Here is an 18,841-nt window from a genome sequence, read left to right as displayed (position 1 = left end):
CCTCCTGTTCCGCCTCCGGAACGGGCGGCATCGGCAGCTCGGACCGGGCACACACCCCCGGTTGGGGCGATTGTCACAGATACCTCCCACCCCCGCGGGTCGTTTCGGTGGAACAATGGGGATATGAAAAACAACGATGACGTCATCACGGTCCTGAATGATGAAGAGTGCGCCGAGCGCCTGAGGCGCGTCCACCTCGGGCGGGTCGTCGTTCGCCGATCTGATGACATGGATATCTTCCCGGTGAACTTCGTGATCGACGACGGTCAGATCTACTTCCGCACCGCCGAGGGCTCCAAGCTGTTCACGATCGAGCTGAACCACGACGTGCTCTTCGAGGCCGACGAGGTCGCCGACGGGCGTGCCTGGTCCGTAGTGGTCAAGGGTGACGGCGAGCTGCTGAAGACCAACGCGGAGGTCCAGCACGCGGACACCCTGCCGCTCAAGCCGTGGCTGCCCACCCTGAAGTACAACTACGTCCGCATCACCCCCAGGGAGATCAACGGACGGGAGTTCCGCCTCGGGGACGAGCCCGAGCGCTACTGATCCCGTGGGTTTCACCAAGCACGCCCCCTCAGCGGAGGCCGCCGGCGCGGAAGCCGCCGGACTCAGGTGGCTGCGCGAGGCGAGCCCCTGCGTCGTCGAGGTCCTCGGCACCGACGGCGCGACGATCACCACCCGGCTCGTCGACGCCGCGCCCGCGACCCCGGAGGCCGCGTACCGGGCCGGGCGCGAACTGGCGCGCATCCATGCCGCCGGCGCCGAGGCCTTCGGTTGCCCACCCGCGCCGGGCGGGGAGCCCTGGGCCGGAACGAACTACATCGGGTCCGTCCCGCAGCGCTGCGAGCCCACCGACGACTGGGCCGAGTTCTACACCGGGCAGCGGGTCCTCCCGTTCGCCCGCGCGGCGCACCGGAAGGGGAACATCACGACGGAGACCCTCGATCTGGTCGAGCGGGCTGGTGGCGCGATCCGCGGACACCGGTGGGAGGTGGCCCCGGCCCGGATCCACGGGGATCTGTGGGCCGGAAATCTCCTCTTCGGCGCGGACGGCCCGGTATTCATCGACCCGGCCGCGCACGGCGGGCATCCGGAGACCGATCTGGCGATGCTCGCGCTGTTCGGGGCCCCGTACCTGGGGGAGATCCGGCGGGGCTACATCGAGGAGTCCGGCACCGCCCCGGACTTCGACACCTCGACCCCGATCCATCAGCTGCACCCGCTCGCGGTGCACGCCCGGACCCACGGGCCCTCCTACGGGCCGGATCTCCGCCGGGCCGCCGAGGACACCCTCCGGGTGCTGGGCGACTGACCTGGCCCTCCTACGGGTGTCGGATCACTCCCGCCACCAGGTGTCCTGCGGCGTCACCGGAAGCGCGCGCTTGTGCCGCCCGATCCGCCACAGGTGCTCCAGACGCTGCACGGCGGCATCCGGGACGTCGACGTCACCGGCGCCCTCGACGTAGTCGTCGATCTGCCGGTAGGTGATACCCAGCGCCTCCTCGTCGGGAAGTGCCGGGCGGTCGTCCTCGAGGTCCGCGGTGGGGACCTTCGTCCAGGTCGAGCTCGGTGCACCGAGTTCCTCGAGGAGTGCCGCGCCCTGCCGCTTCGACAGCCCGGACAGGGGGAGGACATCCGCCGCGCCGTCCCCGAACTTGGTGAAGAATCCGGTCACGTTCTCCGCGGCGTGATCGGTGCCGATCACCAGTCCGCCCTTCTCCCCGGCGATGGCGTACTGGGCCAGCATCCGGGCCCGTGCCTTGGCGTTTCCCCTGTTGAAGTCCCCGAGCTCCGGGATACCCAGCGCGGTGGACACCGCGGCGTCGAGGGCGTCGACCATCTCGCGGATGTTGACGGTGAGCACCTGATCGGGCCGGATGAACTCCAGCGCGGTCTGTGCGTCGTCCTCATCGGCCTGGACGCCGTAGGGGAGGCGCACGGCGTGGAACGTGGCATCCGTACCCGAATCCCGGAGGCGTTCGACGGCGAGTTGCGCGAGCCGGCCGGCGAGAGTCGAGTCCTGACCTCCGGAGATGCCCAGGACGTAGCAGGACAGTCCCGTGGTGCGGAGATAGTCGGCCAGGAAGGTGACGCGTTCCTCGACCTCTGCCGCGGGGTCGATCTCCGGCTTCGTGTGCAGGGCGGCGACGATTGAGGTGCGGGTACGTTGCTGTTCGGGTTTCATGGCCGCCCAGTCTAGTGGGCGGCGTGTGGGCCGGATCGGGTCCGACCGCGTTTTCGGGGGTCCTCGGCGTCCGGGTTTGTCCCGGGGGAGACTGTCCGATAGTATGAATCCTCGTGTCATGGCAAGGCCGTCCCACGAGTCACCAGGCAGCAGTACGAATCAGGCAACAGGCAGTACTGAGTCGGTGACGGGACCGGAACCCGCCAGAGAAGCAGACAAACCGGCTGTCCGCCGGTCCACGCGCATGAGAGAAAGGAGCGCCCGATGAAGGTCCGCAAGTCACTTCGGTCGCTGAAAAACAAGCCGGGCGCCCAGGTCGTGCGTCGCCACGGCAAGGTGTTCGTGATCAACAAGAAGGATCCGCGTTTCAAGGCCCGCCAGGGCTAGTCAGACGCGTCATCCCGGCGGAGGCCGGGCAGCGGTTGGAGTGATCCGGTCGTCTGCCCGGCCTCTTCCGCATTCACGGCCCTGACGGGGGAACATCCGGGGGAGCGCCCAAATATAACGTTTTCATAACATGCCTCCCGGTCGTCAGTGGGCGAGCTGGGGAAATGCCGGGAGGGCGTCGGTGGCGGGCGACAAGCATGTAATTTCACGCTGCGCAGTAAGGGCAGATGTAGTGTCCCCGGGCGGGGATTTGCTGGGAATTCATGGGCTGGAACTACTACATCATGTGCCACTTGCCGTAATCAACCACAAAGTATAGTGTTCGTTTCTGTCACCGGTTGAACCGGCGCATCCCCCACCGAACACCCCGGTGGAGCTCCTGACAGTCGCCCAACGGCGGCGTGAGTCACCGCTCGGACGCAGACGAACAAGCCTCTCGAACACACAAGGAAGTCCACTCATGGCCATCACCGTTTACAGCAAGCCCGCATGTGTGCAGTGCACCGCCACCAAGAAGGCCCTGGACCGTGCTGGTCTCGACTACGAGCTCGTCGACATCAGTCTCGACGACGAGGCCCGTGACTACGTGATGGCGCTGGGTTACCTCCAGGCTCCGGTCGTCGAGGTCGACGGTGAGCACTGGTCGGGCTTCCGCCCGGAGCGGATCCGCGGCCTGGCGGCACAGGTAGCCTGAGGATCGGGCAGTCACGCGGAATGTGAGTGAGGGAAGAGCCGCGCGGAGGGCATCAGCAACCGCCCCGCTGCGCGGCTTTCGCGTTGTCTCCATCCCGCGGGGCGCGTCAACCGAGATATCGGAACCCGGAACCCGGCGGCGGTGACTCCGCCGGGTGGACGAATTTCACAGTCACCGGCACCGGAAGGGAGTGACCATCGGCGATGCTCGTCGTCTACTTCTCATCCGTCACGGAGAACACCCACCGCTTCGTCGGGCACCTGGGGCTCCCGAATGCCCGCATCCCCCTCCGGCGCACGGATCCTCCCTTGATCGTCGACGAACCGTACGTGCTCATCTGCCCGACCTACGGCGGGGGAGCCTCGGTCGCCGGCCACGAGTCGCGTCCCGTGCCCTCCCAGGTCATCCACTTCCTCAACAACCCGCACAACCGCGAGCTGCTCCGTGCGGTCGTCGCCAGCGGAAACACCAACTTCGGCGCCGACTACGCACGCGCGGGCGACGTCATCTCCGCCAAGTGCGGTGTGCCTTTCGTCTACCGCTTCGAACTCATGGGGACCCCCGAGGACGTCGCGATCCTGCGGCACGGCCTCGAGGCGCACGGGCCGGCGCTCGGTCTGGTGCCGCACACCGGTGACCGGTCCACGGCACCGGCCGGATAGCGCCATCCATATTCTTTTAATCCTTTTGTCATTCAGAACCAATCACCGGCCGCGGATGCGGCCCGACCAGGAGAGACATGTCAGAGATCGGAAAAACCGTGGCTGAACCCGTACAGAAGGCGGACAAGCTCGACTACCACGCCCTCAACGCCCTGCTGAACCTCTACGACGGCGAGGGCAGGATCCAGTTCGACAAGGACCGGGAGGCGGCGAACCAGTTCTTCCTGCAGCACGTCAACCTGAATACCGTGTTCTTCCACGATCTCGAGGAGAAGTTCCGCTATCTCCTCGAGAACGACTACTACGAACGCGAGGTCGTCGAGCAGTACGACTTCGAATTCATCAAGGCGCTGTTCAAGCAGGCGTACGCCCACAAGTTCCGGTTCCAGACGTTCCTCGGCGCCTACAAGTACTACACGTCCTACACCCTCAAGACGTTCGACGGAAGCCGCTACCTGGAGCGCTACGAGGACCGCGTGTGCATGGTCGCGCTGACCCTCGCCGCCGGCGACAGGGACCTCGCCCGTGAACTCGTCGACGAGATCATGACCGGCCGGTTCCAGCCGGCCACCCCGACCTTCCTCAACTCCGGCAAGGCGCAGCGCGGCGAACCCGTCAGCTGCTTCCTGCTGCGTATCGAGGACAACATGGAGTCCATCGGCCGCGCCATCAACTCCGCGCTGCAGCTGTCGAAGCGGGGCGGCGGCGTGGCCCTGCTGCTGTCCAACCTCCGTGAGGCCGGGGCGCCGATCAAGAAGATCCAGAACCAGTCCTCGGGTGTCATCCCCGTGATGAAGCTGCTCGAGGACTCGTTCTCCTACGCCAACCAGCTGGGTGCCCGGCAGGGCGCCGGTGCCGTCTACCTCAACGCGCACCACCCGGACATCCTGAAGTTCCTGGACACCAAGCGCGAGAACGCCGACGAGAAGATCCGCATCAAGACCCTCTCCCTCGGCGTCGTGATCCCCGACATCACGTTCAAGCTGGCGAAGAACAACGACGACATGTACCTGTTCTCGCCCTACGACGTCGAGCGCGTCTACGGCAAGCCCTTCGCCGACATCTCCGTCACCGAGCACTACGCCGAGATGGTCGAGGACCCCCGGATCCGCAAGACCAAGATCAACGCCCGCGCCTTCTTCCAGACGCTCGCCGAGATCCAGTTCGAGTCCGGCTACCCGTACATCATGTTCGAGGACACCGTGAACCGGGCCAACCCCATCGAGGGCCGGATCACGCTGTCCAACCTCTGCTCCGAGATCCTGCAGGTCTCCACGGCGTCGACGTACAACGAGGACCTCACCTACGAGCACATCGGCGAGGACATCTCCTGCAACCTCGGCTCCATGAACATCGCCAAGGCCATGGACTCCCCGGACTTCTCCGCGACCATCCGGACCGCGATCCGCGGCCTGACCGCGGTCAGCGAGCAGACCTCCATCGACTCGGTGCCGTCGATCCGCAAGGGCAACGACGCCGCCCACGCCATCGGGCTCGGACAGATGAACCTGCACGGCTACTTCGGCCGCGAGCGGATCCACTACGGGTCCGAGGAGGGCCTAGACTTCACCAACGCGTACTTCGCGGCCGTGATGTACGAGTGCCTCCGCGCCTCCATGGCGATCGCCCGTGAGCGGGGCGAGGCCTTCGAGGGTTTCGAGACCTCCGACTACGCCGACGGCAGTTTCTTCGACCGCTACGACCCGGCGGAGTTCGCGCCGAAGACCGACCGGGTGAAGGAGCTGTTCGCGGCGTCGACGATCCACACCCCGACCGCGGAGGAGTGGGCGCAGCTGAAGGCGGACATCGCCGAACACGGAATGTTCAACCGCTACCTGCAGGCTGTTCCGCCGACGGGATCCATCTCCTACATCAACAACTCGACGTCGTCGATCCACCCGATCGCCTCCCGCATAGAGATCCGCAAGGAAGGCAAGATCGGTCGCGTCTACTACCCGGCGCCGTACATGACGAACGACAATCTCGAGTACTACGCCGACGCGTACGAGATCGGGTACGAGAAGATCATCGACACCTACGCCGTCGCCACCCGGTACGTGGATCAGGGGCTGTCCCTGACCCTGTTCTTCAAGGACACGGCGACCACCCGTGAGATCAACCGCGCCCAGATCTACGCCTGGCGCAAGGGGATCAAGACGATCTACTACATCCGTCTCCGGCAGACCGCGCTCGTCGGTACCGAGGTCGAGGGCTGCGTGAGCTGCATGCTCTGATCCCCGCCCGACCATCAGAGAGAGCCCCCACCGGAATCGACCGGTGGGGGCTCTCTCTGATTCTGATCTCCGGGTCAGGCCTTCTTCTGGAGGGACAGTGCGGCACCGACCTCGGTGACCAGTGCGCGGGCCTGTCGCTCCGCTTCCACAGGATCGCCGTGGAGGATCGCGTCGGCGAGTGCCTCGTGCATGTCCATCGCGTCGTCGTTGGGGTACTCCGGCTGCAGTCCCAGATCGGTGCGCCCGGCGAGTACCGCGGCGACCGTCGTCGCCAGGGCGGCGAACATCTCGTTCCGGGACGCGGTGAGCATCAGGGTGTGGAACTCGATGTCGGCGTCGAGGAACTCCGCGGTGGCGCCGCGCCCCTCGTGGCCGAGCCGGCGCAGCGTGGCGGCGAGCTCCCGGAGTCGGGCCCGCTCGGTGGGCGTACCGGACAGGGCCATCGACCTTGCCGCGATCGGTTCCACCGCCTCGCGCAGACTCGTCAGGGATACGAGCTGACTGTTCCGTTCGGTCGGGCATTCCAGACGCCAGCGGATGACGTTGCTGTCGAACACCGCCCACTCGGTCGCGGCCCGGACGGTGAGTCCGATGCGCCGGGATGAGGACACCAGGTGAAGATGCTCCAGTGCGCGCATCGTCTCCCTGGCGACTGTCCGGGAGATGGTGAATCTCTTGCAGATGTCGTGCAGGGTGAAGGTCTGTCCCGGGGCCAGTTGGCCGCTGACTATTTCGGATCCGAGCTTGTCGAGAACGCTGTCCAGAAGAGGCGGACGGGTCGGTGTGCGTGCGGTCATTGTGGGAACTTCTCTGTTTTCCGTGGAAGGCGGTCGTCCGGGCGTCCGTGTCACACCGTTCGGGTGATTGCCAGGCTCCGGTGTCGTTGACGTGTGACTCAGCATAACTGGGTCACAGGTTCGACCAGCAGTCGTTGCATGGTGGGTGGCCCACATTGGGGGAGGTCGGTGGACTTGTGCAGGTCACCTGTTTTTTTTACAGCCCCGAAAGGGGGGATCTTTCGGGAATGATGCTATTAATTCTTGTGTTTTTCTGCCCGACATCCGAGAGTTGAGGGAGACTTGAGGCGGAAAAACCGCCTCGTGTGACGTATTCGACAGGCGCTAGGAAGATGGAGAGTTCTGATGGACACCTGGCAGCAGACAATGGGCACCGCGCCGCTTCTTGGGATCGCGGCGGCGGCGATCGCGGTCATCCTCTTCCTCGTGATCAGGCTGAAGATGCACGCCTTCCTGGTCCTGGTACTCGTTTCGGCGGGAACCGCGCTCGCAGCCGGTCTGCCCGTGGCCGCCGTGCTGCCCACCATGACGGAGGGGTTCGGGAAGACCCTCGCCGGGGTGGCGCTGCTCGTCGGCCTGGGCGCCATGCTCGGACGCCTCGTCGAGACCTCTGGGGGAGCCCGCAGCCTGGCCGAATCGCTGACCCGTTCCTTCGGGGACGCCCGCGCGCCACTGGCCCTCGGCATCGCCTCCCTGATCATGGGGTTCCCGATCTTCTTCGACGCGGGCCTGATCGTCATGCTCCCCGTCGTGTTCGCCGTCGCCCGTCGGTTGGGGGAACCGGTCTTGAGGTACGGGATCCCCGCGGCCGGCGCCTTCAGCGTCATGCACGTGTTCCTGCCCCCGCACCCGGGGCCCATCGCGGCCGCGGAGCTCTATGATGCGGATCTCGGTCTCGTCCTGCTGATCGGACTCATCGTCGTGTTCCCCGTCTGGTATCTCTCGAGCTACAGGTGGGGCCTGCACTGCGGCAGGCGATTCCCGATCCCCGTTCCCGATCTCCTGACCGGAGGACCGGCGACCCCTGACGGCGCGATGCCCGGTAAACCGGCCGGCACCGGTACGGTGCTCGCGATCCTGGTGCTGCCGCTCCTCCTCATCTTCGGGAACACCGGTCTTGACATGGCGGGTACGGAAGGCTGGGTCGACCCGCAGGCGTTGTGGGTGCAGACCCTGCGTTTCCTCGGTTCCACACCGGTCGCTCTGCTGATCACGACCCTCGTCGCCGCGGTCGTGCTGGGGGTCCTGAGGGGCATGGAACGGGAGGCTGTTGAGCGGGTGTTCGACGGCGCGCTGGCCCCGGTCGCCTCGGTGATTCTCGTGACCGGTGCCGGCGGCATGTTCGGTGGTGTTCTCCGGGCGACCGGAATCGGGGATGCTCTGGCGGAGACGCTCGGGGATCTCGGCGTCCCGCTGATCCTCGCGGTGTTCCTCGCCGCCCTGGCTCTCCGGGTCGCCCAGGGGTCGGCCACGGTCGCTCTGACCACCGCAGCGGCTCTCATGGCACCCGCCGTGGCCGCGGCCGGTCTCTCCGGCGTGCAGCTCGCGGCGATCGTGCTGGCGACCGCGGCGGGGTCCGTGGCGGCGTCGCACGTCAACGATTCCGGGTTCTGGTTGGTCGGTCGACTCATGGGAATGGACCCCGCGACCACGCTGCGGACCTGGACCGTCAACCAGACGCTCATCGCCGTGATCGGGTTCGGTTGCGCGGTCGTCGTGTATCTGATCGGGGGGCACCTTGTTTAGGGACGCAGCCACGCCGGACCGCTCCGGGCAGGTGGACCGCACGGGAATCCGCCCCCCGGACCACGTCGTCGTGATGGGGGTGTCGGGGTGCGGAAAGACCACGGTGGCCCGCACATACGCGGACGCCTGCGGTCTCGAGATGGTCGACGCCGACGACTTCCACACCGGGGAGAACATCAGGAAGATGATGTCCGGTCAACCGCTCGACGACGCGGACCGGCGTCCGTGGCTTGTCGCGGTGCGGGACTGGATGTCCCGGCGTGCGGCATCAGGGGCGTCGACCGTCGTCGCCTGCTCGGCCCTCCGGCGGCCCTACCGGGAGGTCCTCTCCGAAGCGGAGGGGGCCGTCTGGTTCGTCCACCTCACCGTCGATCCCGAACTCACGAGACGACGTCTGGACGCGCGGACGGGACACTTCATGACATCGGCCCTGCTGAAATCGCAGCTGGAGACCCTCGAACCGTTGTCTGAGGGGGAGCCGGGGCTCACGATCGAGAATTCGGCCCCGGTCGAGGACGTCGTCGCCGTGATTCGCCGGGCCACGGGGCGTGTCCGCAACCCCGGGGCCTAGCCGCACACATGAGGAATCGGGCCCGGCCACCGTGTGGTGGCCGGGCCCGATTCCCGTCGGACGGATCCGGATCAGAGGGTGTCGCCGGTGCGCTGGCCCAGTTCGGCGTCGATGCGGAGGACTCCCGATCCGTCGTTGCCCGCGAGGCGCAGGCGGTCGAGGATCTCCTTGCAGGTCGCCTCTTCCTCGACCTGCTCGGCGAGGAAGGAGTCGAGCAGCGGACGGGAGTCGAGGTCGCCCTCCTCGGCGGCGAGGCGGGTGAGGTCGCGGATCATCCCGGAGACCTTCTGCTCGTGCTTCAGCGCGGCCTCGAAGGCGTCGGCGGCGGAACCGATCTTCAGGTCCGGGGCGCTGATGACACCGACGGTCGGGACGCAGTCGCGGTCCAGCATGTGGTCGGCGAAGCGCTGTGCGTGGACCATCTCCTCCTCGGACTGGGCCTTCATCCAGTCCCGCATCCCGGTGAGTCCGAGGCTGTCCAGGAGGTAGGACAGCTGGAGGTAGGTCATCGCGGCCTCCAGCTCGGCGGTGACCTGTTTGTTCATTTCCGTTTCAAGCTTCGTGTTGATTTTCATGTTTCTCATGGTAAGGCACTCCCTCAGGCTTCGCATGTAAGTAAAGCCCAGCTTAACTCGTATTTTTGGGTTTGGTATGGCTTAGTTTGGCACCGGACTCACGCCCGGAAGATGGCTCCGTCAGTTCCGTTAGGGTACCCCAGACAGGGGGGTTTTGAGGAGATGTTCGTCACTTTGCCTCCCGTATAAACGGCCTGCGTACCGAGGGTGTCGGAGGTTATACCATAGCAATTCTGATGCCGGGCATCCTCGACGTTCGCGACGATCTTACGCGCGCGGTGGAACGTGTGAGGCGGTGCTGTTGCAGATCCTGGAAACTCGCAGGTCAGGGCACCCTACGTGTTGTAAATCACACTTTTGGTCCGGGTGAAAAGGGTCTGGGCGGGTCCTGTGGGCCCGGACAGGGGGCGCCGATCCGCTGGGCGTGCGGCGCTGCCGGAGGGGTTGTGTGTCTCGGGGCGTCGAAGCGCGACCGCGTGTGGTCCGGGTGGTGTCGGGGCGGGAGGTCGTCAGCGGATCCTCCTGCTCACTTCCGTCTGCGTGGGGGCGGTGGGAGCGCGGGGTCTGCGGGGTGGTGTGGGTTTCGCGCACGATGTTGTCTCTCCCTGGTGTCGCGTACGGGGTCCCCGAAGCGGTATGGTCGATCCGGAACCGGTATCGCGGATGTCGTACCACCGAACTGTCGGGCCAGGCTGTCGCGATTGTGTCCCCGGAGGCCCCGTGGTGCGGTGTGTCCGTGTTGCGCCGGCAGAGAAGAAGATCCGTCAGCAAAGGAATGCACATGGCCCAGGACTGTCCCCCCTCCACACCGGCGCACCGAGAGAAGCATCCCGAGGCCCGTCCCTGCCCGATCGCCGCGATCAACTGGAACACGATCCCCGACGACAAGGACCTCGAGGTCTGGGACCGGTTGGTCGGCAACTTCTGGTTGCCCGAGAAGGTACCGCTGTCCAACGACATCAAGAGCTGGAACACCCTCAATGCGCTCGAGCAGCAGACCACCATGCGGGTGTTCACCGGACTGACGATGCTGGACACGATCCAGGGCACGGTCGGCGCGGTCTCGCTGATCCCGGATGCGCTCACCCCGCACGAGGAGGCGGTGTACACGAACATCGCATTCATGGAATCGGTCCACGCCAAGAGCTACTCCTCTATATTCATGACGCTGGCGTCGACCCAGGAGATCAACGACGCCTTCCGGTGGTCCGAGGAGAACGAGGCGCTGCAGAAGAAGGCCCGGATCATCCTCTCCTACTACGAGGGGGACAATCCGCTGAAGCGGAAGGTCGCCTCGACCCTCCTCGAGTCCTTCCTCTTCTATTCCGGGTTCTACCTCCCCATGTACTGGTCGAGCCACGCCAAGCTGACCAACACGGCGGACGTCATCAGGCTCATCATCCGGGACGAGGCCGTCCACGGCTACTACATCGGCTACAAGTACCAGAAGGGGCAGGAGCAGCTCACCCAGGCGGAGCGGGACGAGCTGAAGGAGTACACCTTCGATCTTCTCTACGACCTCTACGACAATGAGATCGGCTACACCGAGGACCTCTACGACGATCTCGGGTGGACCGAGGACGTCAAGCGCTTCCTCCGGTACAACGCCAACAAGGCCCTCAACAACCTCGGCTACGAGGCGCTCTTCCCGGCCGACGAGTGCCGGGTCTCGCCCTCCATTCTCTCGGCGCTCTCCCCGAACGCCGACGAGAACCACGACTTCTTCTCGGGTTCGGGTTCCTCCTATGTCATAGGTAAGGCGGAGTCGACGGAAGACGACGACTGGGACTTCTGACCGGTCCGCTGAAGGGGCCCCGCCACCGAGTGATCTCCGTGGCGGGGCCCCTTCGTTGTGTCGGGTGGTGCCATATGAGGGGGGAACCTCCTACCCTTGGAAGAGTGCCTACACCTTTAGCTCTAACCCGAGCGGGGGTGAAAAAGCACCTCCGAACTGAGGTAAAGGAAGGGTTTATCACACCTGTCACAAAGGTGTCCGAAGTCACAGACTGCTCCGTGGCTGCGAGGTTGGCACGCCACCCACCGGCTACGACGCGGGAAACGGTCGGGACCGACCCCCATAAAACCGGTGTGCGCTGGGGCATAGTGCTCTCCGGGCGGCTGGAACAGCCAGAACCGATCCTTTACTATCAAGTCAGCGTGAAACACAGGTGGTCCTGGCTGATCAGGGCCACTGCGTAGTCAGGAGGAACCAAATGACCGCTGTAGAGAAACGGAGCGACCAGGTCGTCGCTCCATCACGGCCGGCTCCGAAGGGAACCGGTCGAAAGGGCAGTCTTGCCTGGTTGATGCTAACCACCACGGACCACAAGCTTCTCGGCGTCATGTACATCATGATGTCCTTCAGCTTCTTCTTCCTGGGTGGCTTCATGGCTCTGCTCATCCGCGCAGAGCTGTTCTACCCCGGAATGCAGATCTTCTCCAACGAGCAGTTCAACCAGCTGTTCACCATGCACGGCACGGTGATGCTGCTGCTGTACGGAACCCCGGTCGTCTGGGGCTTCGCCAACTTCGTCATGCCGCTCCAGATCGGCGCGCCCGACGTCGCGTTCCCGCGGCTCAACGCGTTCGGCTTCTGGCTGACCACCGGTGGCGGAATCATCATGCTGTCCGGTTTCGCGACCCCCGGTGGCGCCGCCGACTTCGGCTGGACGATGTACTCGCCGCTGTCCGACGCCGCGCATTCGCCCGGTATCGGGGCGGACATGTGGATCGTCGGCGTCGGCGCCGGCGGTGTCGGTACGATTCTGTCGGCCGTCAACATGATCACCACCATCCTGTGCCTCCGCGCACCCGGTATGACCATGTTCCGCCTCCCGGTCTTCACCTGGACCATCTTCGTCACCTCGATCCTGGCCCTGATGATCTTCCCGATGCTCACCGCAGCCGCACTCGGTGTCCTCTACGACCGTAAGCTCGGAGGCCACATCTACGATCCGGCCAACGGCGGAGCCATCCTCTGGCAGCACCTCTTCTGGTTCTTCGGTCACCCGGAGGTCTACGTCCTGGCGTTGCCGTTCTTCGGGATCATCTCCGAGGTCATCCCGGTGTTCTCCCGCAAGCCCGTCTTCGGTTACGCCGGCCTCGTGTTCGCGACGCTGTCCATCGCCGCCCTCTCCATGGCGGTCTGGGCGCACCACATGTTCGTCACCGGCGCTGTCCTACTGCCGTTCTTCTCCTTCATGACGTTCCTCATCTCGGTGCCCACCGGCGTGAAGTTCTTCAACTGGGTGGGCACGATGTGGCGCGGACACATGACCTGGGAGACGCCGATGATCTTCGCCTTCGGCTTCCTGGTGACGTTCCTCTTCGGTGGTCTGACGGGCATCATGCTCGCCTCGCCGCCGCTGGACTTCCACATCTCCGACACGTACTTCGTCGTGGCCCACTTCCACTACACGCTGTTCGGCACCATCGTGTTCGCGTCCTACGCGGGTGTGTACTTCTGGTTCCCGAAGATGACGGGCCGGATGCTCAACGAGCGCCTCGGCAAGATCCACTTCTGGCTGACGTTCATCGGCTTCCACGGCACCTTCCTCATCCAGCACTGGGTGGGCAACATGGGCATGCCGCGCCGCTACGCCGACTATCTCGAGAGCGACGGCTTCACCATCTACAACCAGATCTCCACGGTGTTCGCCTTCATCCTGGGTCTGTCCGTGATCCCGTTCATCTGGAACGTGTTCAAGTCCTGGCGCTACGGCGAGATCGTCACCGTCGATGATCCCTGGGGCTACGGAAACTCCCTCGAGTGGGCCACCAGCTGCCCGCCCCCGCGCCACAACTTCACCTCGCTGCCGCGTATCCGGTCCGAGCGCCCCGCGTTCGAGCTGCACTACCCGCACATGGTTGAGCGCATGCGCGCGGAGGCACACGTGGGTCGCCCCGCCGGTGACTCGCCGGTGCTGGAGAAGACCAGGTAGGTCGACCCGGTACGAAGCGGTCAGACTGGATCGACCGAAAGGTCTGACCACCGAATGACATACGCACCATCACCCCCGCAGGAACCCAGGTTCCCGCGGGGGTGATGTCTTTCCGTGGCGTGCGACATGGAACAATGGGCTCGTGAGCCAGACAAACCAGACCGCCCGTACCGCCGCCCCCGCCGTCCAGGACATCACGGTGACCCTTCCCCCGGGGTCCGTCCCGGCGGTCGTGACCGTCGTCGGTCGTGACCGTCCGGGTGTCTCCGCGGCCTTCTTCCGCGTGTTGGCCGCCCACCGGGTCCAGGTGCTCGACGTCGAGCAGTCACTGTTCCGGGGTCGACTGAACCTCGCGGCCTTCGTCGGCTGCAGCCCCGACGACCTGGAGGTCCTCACCGAGGGACTCTCGGGGACCCTCCGCTCCTACGGACAGACCGTCACCGTCGAGGTTCAGGATTCGCTCCGCTCGACCAGGGCTCTGTCGACGCACGCGGTCGTCATCCTCGGCAATCCCGTCACCGCCCAACACATCTCCCGCATCGGCCAGACCCTCGCCGACTACGGGGCGAACATCGACACCATCCGGGGAATCTCGGACTATCCCGTCACCGGCCTGGAACTCAAGGTCACCGTCGCCGATCCGAAGCCCGGTGGCGGTGTCGCCCTCCGTAAGGCCCTGGCGACCCTGACCCAGGAGATCGGCGTCGACATCGCCATCGAACGGGCCGGGCTCGTCCGCTACGCGAAGAACCTCATCTGCTTCGACTGCGACTCCACGCTGATCACCGGTGAGGTCATCGAGATGCTCGCGGCACACGCGGGTAAGGAGGAGGAGGTCGCCGAGGTGACGGCCCGCGCGATGCGTGGGGAGATCGACTTCGAGGAATCCCTCAGGGAGCGTGTCGCGGTTCTGGCGGGACTCGACGCCTCCGTCATCGACGATGTCGCCCGCGACATCGTCCTGACCCCGGGTGCCCGCACGACCATCCGCACACTGCAGCGCATGGGTTACAAGACGGCGGTCGTTTCGGGAGGTTTCATCCAGGTGCTCGAGGGACTCGCCGCGGACCTCGAGCTCGACTACGTCCGCGCCAACACCCTCGAGATCGCGGACGGCAAACTCACCGGCCGCGTCATCGGCAAGATCGTCGACCGCGCGGCGAAGGCCGAGTTCCTCGCGGAGTTCGCCGCCGATTCGGGCCTCGGCCTGCACCAGACCGTCGCCGTCGGTGACGGGGCCAACGACATCGACATGCTGTCCGCCGCCGGCCTCGGCATCGCGTTCAACGCGAAGCCCGCGCTCCGTGAGGTCGCCGACGCGGCCGTCAACCATCCGTTCCTGGACGAGGTCCTGCACATCATGGGCATATCCCGCGAGGAGATCGACGAGGCCGGACTGTCCGACGGCTCACTGCGCCGGGTACCGCTGCACTGACCGGCGGGCTGGATGAGGCGAGCCTCACCGGATACCATGGGCACAGGCCCCGGGCCAGGGGCCGTATCCGTGCCGGCACGCGTCTGCGGCGGGCGCGGCAGTCAGACCTCCGCGCGTCGGAGGACGATCAGGGAGACGACACCCTCTTTTTCGTGCCGGGTTCAGTTCGGCGGACGGTACGGGCAGCGCCGCGGATCCCGGGGAACGGGGAACCGCGACGTCGTCCCACTTCCGAAAGGACACCGGCAGCAAAATGACCCAGTCTTCCGCACACCCCGAGAAGAAGAAACCCGCGAAGAAGAAGGGCGGCAACGCCGGCTGGGTCCCCGACCAGCACGGCGCGTGGGTGATGGTGATCATCCCGCTGGTGGTGGGGATCAGCGTCGCCCGACCCGCACTGATCCACCTCCCGCTCGCCGTGGCCTGGTTCGTCGGCTACTTCGCCTTCTTCGCCGCCGGTCTCTGGATGAAGGCCCGCGGCCCCCGCAAACAGCGCTACGTCCCGCCCCTGGTCACCTACGGCGTCATCTGCGTGATCGCCTCGGCCGTGGTAATCGCGATGAGACCGACGATCCTCATCTTCGCGCTGGTCTTCGGGCCGCTCGTCGCTGTCGCGGTCTGGGAGGCGTGGAACAGGCGTCCCCGGTCCCTCGTGTCCGGGGAGTCCACCGTGCTCGCGAGCTGCGCGATGATCCCGGTCACCGCCTGGGCCGCCGGTGACCCCATGACGACGCGCCTGTGGGTGTCCACCGCGGTGATCGCCCTCTACTTCTGCGGCACCATCCCCTACGTCAAGACACTGATCCGGAAACGCGGGGACCGGACCTGGTTCATCGGCTCCGTGGCCTATCATCTCGCCGCCGCCATCGCGGTGACCGTGCTCGCTGCGACCGGACTGGTGACCTGGCTCGCCGTGCCGGTGTTCCTCGTCGTCGCCCTGCGCGCCTGGTGGATGCCCTGGCAGGCCGCACGCCGCGGTACGCCGTGGCGCCCGCGCACCGTCGGATTCGGCGAGATGGCCGTGACCGTTCTCGTCCTTGTCGCGGCGTTGGTGCCTCCGGGCGCGGTGTAGCCACCCCGCCGATCGTCCCGCGCCACCTCCCGGTAGGGGTGCCCCCTGGAAATTGAGGGGTTGTTTCGGCTGGTGAGAGTCGTAGGCTCGATGGAGGTCCCGGTACTCAGCGGTTCTTCGTGTGGAGAACCGGCGTCCGCCCGGCGGACGGAGACTGTCGAAGGGCCTGTTGCTCCGGCCGCGATGCTCTGATCCCGGAGGTGGGAATCTTCATGTCCTCTGTTCGCTTCACCCGGTTGGCCGCGTTGGCGTGTGTCCTGGTGCTCCCGGTTCCGCTGGTCAACGCCTGTGGCGGGACCGATCCGCTGCCGTCCGGCACCGTGGAGTCCACCCCCACCACCGGATCGTCGACGGTGGCCTCCGAAACGACCACAGATGCCGCGGGTATTCCCGTCATCCTGATCTACGACGCCTCGAGCAGCATGCTCACGGACGACGCCGGTGGTGCGACGAGGCTGGATGCCGCGGAGCAGGCGTCCCTCGCGTTGCTCGATGTCCTGGAGGACGACACCCCACTGTCGCTCATAACGTTCGGTGACACCGTCCCCGACAGTGTGGGCGATGCGTCCGCGGAGGGGCTGGCGAAGGCCTGCGCCGATGTCACGACCCATTTTCCGTTGGGCACCGGGCAGCGTGACGAGGCGCGGGACGTGATCGTGAATGTCGGGGCCCGGGGTTACACGCCGTTGAAGCTGGCTCTCGAGCAGGCCGAACGGCAGCTCCCCTCGACCGGGGAGGCGACGATCGTGCTGCTGTCGGACGGGGAGGACACCTGTGGGGCCGGCGACCCGGTCGAAATCGCCCGTGGCATCCGGGCGGAGCACCCCGAGGTGACGGTGAATACCGTGGGCCTGAAGACCAGCAACCGGCAGCTGATCGACATCGCCGGGGCCGGCGGGGGAACGTTCGTCACCGCGGACAACATCGCCCAGTTGGTCGCGAGGTTGTCCGCCGCGCGCTCGGCGACGACACTGCGTGAGCGGTTGAGCGATTCGGGGGTCTACGGGATCGGGCTCGGGACGGCGATCACCGACATCCGGGCGGAGTACGCTGATTTCCCGCCGTTGTCGGAGGGGTCCCCCGATGGCGATCTGGTGGTGATCGTGTGGCGGAACTGCCGCTGGTACTTCAACGGTGAGGGCGCGCTGATCGCCATCGCGCTGATCGGTGACTCGGTGACGGTCGACGGACTCGGCGCGGGAAGTCCGCTGCGGCGCGCCACCGAACTGTTCGGCGATCCGGTGGCGAGGGAGCGTGTCCGGGGCGATCTGTGGCGGGTCTGGTATCCCGCCAGTGGCGGGTTGTACTGGAAGATCACGTTCACGGGCGATGGCGGCGGTACAACCGGGACGATCACCGTGATCGAGTTGTGCGCCTGCACACCGCCGGTCGAGGCTCCCCCGGCCCGGGAGACGATGGTGGTCAGCTTCGACGGCTACGGTCCCCTGAAACTGGGGATGAGCGCGAGCACACTGGACGGTCCGGGGGTTTCGCGGACCAAGGCGGTCCCGGAAAGTGCTACCGCTGGGAAGGAGTGCTCCCGGAATCCCCGGACGTCGGTTTCATCGCACGGGAGGGGGAGATCATCACCGTTTCCGTGGTGAGCACCCGGCGCCCCCTCCCCGGGGAGTGGGCGACCGACCGCGGTGTCGCCATCGGGGACACCGCCGGCGAGCTGCGTGCCGCGTATCCGGATCTGCAGGGCTGGCAGGAACCGAACTTCATCAACGGGCCCGGTCAATACAATGTCTGGAGCACCGACAGCCGGGGCCGGTCGATCGTGTTCCAGCTGAGCGTCGACGGACAGACGGAGGCCCGGCCGATGCCGGACAACGCGGTGATCTTCAACCTGTTCGTCACGTCTGCCCCCGCCACCGATCCCGTGGGCTTCCGCGGTGAAGCGCTCCACATGCGCGGGTGCGACTGATCCTCTCCGGGGTCGGGGTGATCCCGGTGACCGGGAGCGGGTTCCGGACCCGCTTGATGGTCCCCGGGCCTGCGGCTAGTGTCGGTGTGCGTCGACACAATCGCCGATGGTCGCCCCGGTGCCTCCGGGCCGAGAGAGAATGCCGAGGAACGATGAACGCGTACCGCGATGACCGGGAGGAGACCGGAAATCATCCGGCGCAGAGCTGGTGGAACCGGCTCCGAAAGGGACAGCGCATCTTCGCCGTGTCGATGGCCGGGTACTTCGCGCTCCTGGTGCTCGCACTCGTCGTCGTCACGGGCTCCGCGCCGTTCGCCCGCGAGCTCGCGTTGATCCTCATCGTCACAGGCGTCCTGATCGTTCTCGGCGGGGTGACGGCCATGTGTACGGACCAGGACGAGTTCGAGTTCGGCATAACACTCCGGGCGTTGGCGATAGCCTTCGCGGGTGGTTCCGCGGTCACCTTCGGCTACGGCTGCGCACAGGTGTTCCTCGGTGCGCCTGACATCAACTACATGTTCGTCTGGCCGGTCTACGCGACAGTCTGGGCCATCGCGGCCGCGGTGCTGAACCTCCGGCACGGCATCTGGTCGAGGTAGATCGACCGGCACCGCG

At 65.9% G+C, this 18,841-nt stretch carries 18 protein-coding genes; 15 read left to right on the top strand and 3 right to left on the bottom strand.

The window, feature by feature from the left end:
- Positions 1-123: 123 nt before the first annotated feature.
- Both JIM95_RS04075 and JIM95_RS04070 read left to right on the top strand, forming a co-directional pair.
- On the top strand, positions 124-546 hold the full coding sequence (locus JIM95_RS04075) for a pyridoxamine 5'-phosphate oxidase family protein (protein WP_200255792.1): 423 nt from the start codon (positions 124-126) through the stop codon (positions 544-546).
- 4 nt (positions 547-550) lie between these two features.
- Positions 551-1,312, top strand: a complete 762-nt coding sequence (locus tag JIM95_RS04070; protein ID WP_200255790.1) for a fructosamine kinase family protein — start codon at positions 551-553, stop codon at positions 1,310-1,312.
- A 24-nt stretch (positions 1,313-1,336) separates the two neighbouring features.
- Here JIM95_RS04070 and nadE read toward each other — a convergent pair whose 3' ends face one another.
- Positions 1,337-2,185, bottom strand: a complete 849-nt coding sequence (nadE, locus tag JIM95_RS04065) for an ammonia-dependent NAD(+) synthetase (RefSeq protein WP_200255789.1) — start codon at positions 2,183-2,185, stop codon at positions 1,337-1,339.
- 264 nt (positions 2,186-2,449) lie between these two features.
- On the opposite strand from nadE, the gene ykgO reads away from it, so the two are divergent.
- The 4 genes from ykgO (at position 2,450) to nrdE (ending at position 6,162) form a co-directional block, all read left to right on the top strand.
- Positions 2,450-2,572, top strand: coding sequence for a type B 50S ribosomal protein L36 (gene ykgO, locus JIM95_RS04060; RefSeq protein ID WP_012732041.1), 123 nt, complete (start codon positions 2,450-2,452; stop codon positions 2,570-2,572).
- A gap of 460 nt (positions 2,573-3,032) precedes the next feature.
- The gene (nrdH, locus tag JIM95_RS04055; protein ID WP_198737806.1) at positions 3,033-3,266 is read left to right on the top strand and encodes a glutaredoxin-like protein NrdH; all 234 of its coding nucleotides are present in this window, start codon (positions 3,033-3,035) and stop codon (positions 3,264-3,266) included.
- A 203-nt stretch (positions 3,267-3,469) separates the two neighbouring features.
- Positions 3,470-3,928 (top strand): class Ib ribonucleoside-diphosphate reductase assembly flavoprotein NrdI, encoded by a 459-nt coding sequence (gene nrdI / locus JIM95_RS04050; protein WP_200255786.1) that lies wholly within the window; start codon positions 3,470-3,472, stop codon positions 3,926-3,928.
- 77 nt (positions 3,929-4,005) lie between these two features.
- Positions 4,006-6,162 carry a class 1b ribonucleoside-diphosphate reductase subunit alpha gene (gene nrdE / locus JIM95_RS04045; protein ID WP_200255785.1) on the top strand — a complete coding sequence of 719 codons (2,157 nt, stop codon included), beginning with the start codon at positions 4,006-4,008 and terminating at the stop codon, positions 6,160-6,162.
- Between the two features lie 74 nt (positions 6,163-6,236).
- Here nrdE and JIM95_RS04040 read toward each other — a convergent pair whose 3' ends face one another.
- The gene (locus JIM95_RS04040; protein ID WP_200255784.1) at positions 6,237-6,959 is read right to left on the bottom strand and encodes a FadR/GntR family transcriptional regulator; all 723 of its coding nucleotides are present in this window, start codon (positions 6,957-6,959) and stop codon (positions 6,237-6,239) included.
- Positions 6,960-7,304: 345 nt separating this feature from the next.
- On the opposite strand from JIM95_RS04040, the gene JIM95_RS04035 reads away from it, so the two are divergent.
- Positions 7,305-8,705 (top strand): GntP family permease, encoded by a 1,401-nt coding sequence (locus JIM95_RS04035; protein WP_200255783.1) that lies wholly within the window; start codon positions 7,305-7,307, stop codon positions 8,703-8,705.
- Between the two features lie 73 nt (positions 8,706-8,778).
- Positions 8,779-9,276: a gluconokinase gene (locus JIM95_RS04030; protein ID WP_200255815.1), complete on the top strand. Its 498-nt coding sequence runs from the start codon at positions 8,779-8,781 to the stop codon at positions 9,274-9,276.
- Positions 9,277-9,347: 71 nt separating this feature from the next.
- Here the strand turns inward: JIM95_RS04030 and JIM95_RS04025 are convergent, their stop codons facing one another.
- On the bottom strand, positions 9,348-9,851 hold the full coding sequence (locus JIM95_RS04025) for a ferritin (protein ID WP_200255782.1): 504 nt from the start codon (positions 9,849-9,851) through the stop codon (positions 9,348-9,350).
- 781 nt (positions 9,852-10,632) lie between these two features.
- Here JIM95_RS04025 and nrdF point away from each other — a divergent pair.
- The 7 genes from nrdF to JIM95_RS03990 all read left to right on the top strand — a co-directional run bounded on the left by nrdF (position 10,633) and on the right by JIM95_RS03990 (position 18,825).
- The gene (gene nrdF, locus JIM95_RS04020) at positions 10,633-11,646 is read left to right on the top strand and encodes a class 1b ribonucleoside-diphosphate reductase subunit beta (protein WP_200255781.1); all 1,014 of its coding nucleotides are present in this window, start codon (positions 10,633-10,635) and stop codon (positions 11,644-11,646) included.
- 418 nt (positions 11,647-12,064) lie between these two features.
- Complete coding sequence (gene ctaD / locus JIM95_RS04015; protein WP_200255779.1) at positions 12,065-13,792, top strand: aa3-type cytochrome oxidase subunit I; 1,728 nt, start codon at positions 12,065-12,067, stop codon at positions 13,790-13,792.
- A gap of 193 nt (positions 13,793-13,985) precedes the next feature.
- Complete coding sequence (serB, locus tag JIM95_RS04010; protein ID WP_200255814.1) at positions 13,986-15,227, top strand: phosphoserine phosphatase SerB; 1,242 nt, start codon at positions 13,986-13,988, stop codon at positions 15,225-15,227.
- Positions 15,228-15,480: 253 nt separating this feature from the next.
- Positions 15,481-16,299, top strand: a complete 819-nt coding sequence (locus tag JIM95_RS04005; protein WP_200255778.1) for a YwiC-like family protein — start codon at positions 15,481-15,483, stop codon at positions 16,297-16,299.
- Positions 16,300-16,511: 212 nt separating this feature from the next.
- Positions 16,512-17,903, top strand: a complete 1,392-nt coding sequence (locus JIM95_RS04000; RefSeq protein WP_200255777.1) for a vWA domain-containing protein — start codon at positions 16,512-16,514, stop codon at positions 17,901-17,903.
- Positions 17,900-18,226, top strand: coding sequence for a hypothetical protein (locus tag JIM95_RS03995; RefSeq protein ID WP_200255776.1), 327 nt, complete (start codon positions 17,900-17,902; stop codon positions 18,224-18,226). The genes JIM95_RS04000 and JIM95_RS03995 overlap by 4 nt, the downstream gene beginning before the upstream one ends.
- Before the next feature lie 152 nt (positions 18,227-18,378).
- On the top strand, positions 18,379-18,825 hold the full coding sequence (locus JIM95_RS03990; RefSeq protein ID WP_200255775.1) for a hypothetical protein: 447 nt from the start codon (positions 18,379-18,381) through the stop codon (positions 18,823-18,825).
- Positions 18,826-18,841 lie beyond the last annotated feature (16 nt).

This window comes from Corynebacterium antarcticum, assembly GCF_016595285.2.
Classification (GTDB): domain Bacteria; phylum Actinomycetota; class Actinomycetes; order Mycobacteriales; family Mycobacteriaceae; genus Corynebacterium; species Corynebacterium antarcticum.
Note: the sequence above shows the minus strand (reverse complement) of the source record. Positions and strands in the feature narration are given on the sequence as shown.

Excerpts from the sequence above, each read along its gene's own strand:
- JIM95_RS04025 (WP_200255782.1), bottom strand. The coding sequence starts at position 9,851 with ATGAAAATCAACACGAAGCTTGAAACGGAAATGAACAAACAGGTCACC.
- JIM95_RS04075 (WP_200255792.1), top strand. The coding sequence starts at position 124 with ATGAAAAACAACGATGACGTCATCACGGTCCTGAATGATGAAGAGTGC.
- JIM95_RS04000 (WP_200255777.1), top strand. The coding sequence starts at position 16,512 with ATGTCCTCTGTTCGCTTCACCCGGTTGGCCGCGTTGGCGTGTGTCCTG.
- JIM95_RS03990 (WP_200255775.1), top strand. The coding sequence starts at position 18,379 with ATGAACGCGTACCGCGATGACCGGGAGGAGACCGGAAATCATCCGGCG.
- nrdI (WP_200255786.1), top strand. The coding sequence starts at position 3,470 with ATGCTCGTCGTCTACTTCTCATCCGTCACGGAGAACACCCACCGCTTC.
- JIM95_RS04030 (WP_200255815.1), top strand. The coding sequence starts at position 8,779 with ATGGGGGTGTCGGGGTGCGGAAAGACCACGGTGGCCCGCACATACGCG.
- nadE (WP_200255789.1), bottom strand. The coding sequence starts at position 2,185 with ATGAAACCCGAACAGCAACGTACCCGCACCTCAATCGTCGCCGCCCTG.
- ykgO (WP_012732041.1), top strand. The coding sequence starts at position 2,450 with ATGAAGGTCCGCAAGTCACTTCGGTCGCTGAAAAACAAGCCGGGCGCC.
- ctaD (WP_200255779.1), top strand. The coding sequence starts at position 12,065 with ATGACCGCTGTAGAGAAACGGAGCGACCAGGTCGTCGCTCCATCACGG.
- nrdE (WP_200255785.1), top strand. The coding sequence starts at position 4,006 with ATGTCAGAGATCGGAAAAACCGTGGCTGAACCCGTACAGAAGGCGGAC.
- nrdF (WP_200255781.1), top strand. The coding sequence starts at position 10,633 with ATGGCCCAGGACTGTCCCCCCTCCACACCGGCGCACCGAGAGAAGCAT.
- nrdH (WP_198737806.1), top strand. The coding sequence starts at position 3,033 with ATGGCCATCACCGTTTACAGCAAGCCCGCATGTGTGCAGTGCACCGCC.
- JIM95_RS04035 (WP_200255783.1), top strand. The coding sequence starts at position 7,305 with ATGGACACCTGGCAGCAGACAATGGGCACCGCGCCGCTTCTTGGGATC.
- JIM95_RS04040 (WP_200255784.1), bottom strand. The coding sequence starts at position 6,959 with ATGACCGCACGCACACCGACCCGTCCGCCTCTTCTGGACAGCGTTCTC.
- JIM95_RS04005 (WP_200255778.1), top strand. The coding sequence starts at position 15,481 with ATGACCCAGTCTTCCGCACACCCCGAGAAGAAGAAACCCGCGAAGAAG.